Origin of the sequence: Rubrivirga sp. (genome assembly GCF_049648075.1) — a bacterium.
Classification (GTDB): Bacteria; Bacteroidota; Rhodothermia; order Rhodothermales; family Rubricoccaceae; genus Rubrivirga.
Genome location: NZ_JBARYR010000628.1, coordinates 1 through 1,983, shown reverse-complemented (window position 1 = coordinate 1,983; position 1,983 = coordinate 1). Strand labels below are relative to the sequence as shown.

The following is a 1,983-nucleotide window of genomic DNA, read 5'->3' as shown; positions in this document are numbered from 1 at the left end:
GCAGCGGCTCCGACGACCGGAACGCTTCTCGGTCCTGGCTCGGATCGTACGCGTCGACGCCAGCCGGCACCTCGAGGGCGGGTGGCTCCAGGAGCGCCGTATTGCCGGTGCCTCGGACGGTGACCTGGACGCGGACGGGATCGCCGGCCTGGACGCGGCGGTCGTCGACGGTCGTCGTCATGGAGAAGTCGCCGACGGCGCCGGCGAAGGCGTCGGGCGCGCCGTCGGGCAGCGGTCGGACGTCGACGGTCGCGGCGGGCGCGGTCACCTCGCGGTCCTCGAACCGTTGGCTGAACGGCGTAAAAAACGGGGCGAACGGGTCTGAGGATCGGCCCCCGCCCGTGATGCGCACCAGGTCGATGGTGAACCGCATCGGGGCCAGTTCGAGCGTCCCGTCACGGGTCGGGAAAAGGGCGACGCGGCGGATCGTGACGGCCTCGTAGGGTCGGCCGTTGATGGTCGCAGGCCGTGGGTACGCGGTCGGGACGTCCATCTCCTCGCGCCACGCGCCGGCCGCGTCCCACGTCCCGACGGGCGCCGTCTGTCGGGGCTGGATCTCGGGCTCGAAGTAGAGCACGTAGTCGACCACGACCTGCTGACCGACGTACGCGGTCCGGCGGCTGGGCTCGGCCCGGACAAACAAGGCGTTGCGCCCCACCCCGGACGGCGCCTGCGGCCTCGAGGGCGGCACGCCGGACACGTTCGAGACCGCTACCGTCGCCCCCGGTGCCGTGATCGGCGTCCCGTTGACACGGGCTCGGAACGGCCGGATCTGCCCCGTCCCCGGCCTCCGAGCGCGGTACGCCCACGCGAGCTGTCGCTCGGTGTCACCGTTGATGATCGTCGTCGCGTCCAAGATGGGCGACCGCGACACCAACTCCAAGGCGCCGGACGCGAGCGGCGCGCTGACCCGGTCCCCACGCCCACCGCGCAGCGTGACCGTAAACGTCACGGTCTCGCCGACGACGAGCGACCTCGAGGACACGTCGCTCGAGGCGGACTGGGCAGCGAGCGTGGGGACGCTGCACAGGAGGATCGCGAGCCCTGCGCCGACCTCGAGGACGCGACGGATACCGCGCAACCTCGGAGTAGACCTCGAGGGCAGCGGGAGGAGGGCAGACATCGAGGGCGGACGCACGGCTACCAGTCCTTGTCGCTCTGGCGCTGGCGGGTCGGCGCGCGGCGGAGCTCCCGGAGGAGCAGCTGCTCCTCCCCACCCACGGCGTCGAGCAGGCGCTGGGCCTGGGCCTCGGTCATCTCCCCCGCCTCGGTCGGCGCCGACTGACCTTCCTGGCCCGACGCCGGGTCTTGTGGCTCGGTGTTGGTCTGGTCCGCGTCGGCCTCGCCACCGTCGCCGGGCGGAGGCTCGGAGCCTTCGTCGGGCGGGTTCTCGCCGGACTCTCCTTCGTCCCCCTCTTCTCCCTCGTCGCCGGGGTCGCTGTTCTGGGCCTCGTCCTGCTGTCCGCCGTCTTGCTGGTCTTGCTCCTGCTGGTCCTGCTGGATCAGATCGCGCAACGCCTGCAACCTCTCGTTGTCCGGCTCGAAGGCAAGCCCGGCGTCGACGGCCTCGAGGGCGCTCGCGTTGTCGCCGTTGACGTAGGCCTGGGCGCCTTGGTGGTAGCGGCCGTCGGCGGACGGCGGCGGGGCCTGGGCGAGCAGGCCGACCGAGGCGACGAGCAAAAAGAGACGTGGCATGGCTAAGGGACCGATTCCTCGATCTGGACGACGCCGCCCAAGCGATCGATAAAGTCGGAGAAGGCGGCGACGCTGGAATCTCGCGACAACCCGTCCTCCATGACGTCCAGGGCCTCCCGGTATTGCCGCTCGGCGACGAGCGAGTCGGCGCGGGCCTTGATCTGCTGGGCCGAGCCGGTCGGCTCCGGAGGCGGCTGGTCGAGGGAGCGGCGCGCGATCTCTTGGTTCCGGCGGGCGTGTTCCGTCGGGTCCAGAAGGAGCGCGAGTTGCAAGAGGGTGTCGGCCCGC

Annotated in this window: 2 protein-coding genes and 1 pseudogene; all 3 read right to left on the bottom strand. The window is 71.6% G+C overall.

Features of this window, described 5'->3' with window-relative positions; translation table 11 throughout:
- On the bottom strand, positions 1–1,123 hold a 1,123-nt coding region (locus WBA11_RS17125), incomplete at its 3' end, for a BatD family protein (protein ID WP_424521857.1).
- A gap of 17 nt (positions 1,124–1,140) precedes the next feature.
- Positions 1,141–1,695: a hypothetical protein gene (locus WBA11_RS17120; protein WP_424521856.1), complete on the bottom strand. Its 555-nt coding sequence runs from the start codon at positions 1,693–1,695 to the stop codon at positions 1,141–1,143.
- A 2-nt stretch (positions 1,696–1,697) separates the two neighbouring features.
- Positions 1,698–1,983, bottom strand: a pseudogene (locus WBA11_RS17115) (hypothetical protein); the annotation flags it as partial.

What these genes read in the sequence shown, in the direction of transcription:
- WBA11_RS17120 (WP_424521856.1), bottom strand. Translation starts at nt 1,695, where the DNA reads ATGCCACGTCTCTTTTTGCTCGTCGCCTCGGTCGGCCTGCTCGCCCAG.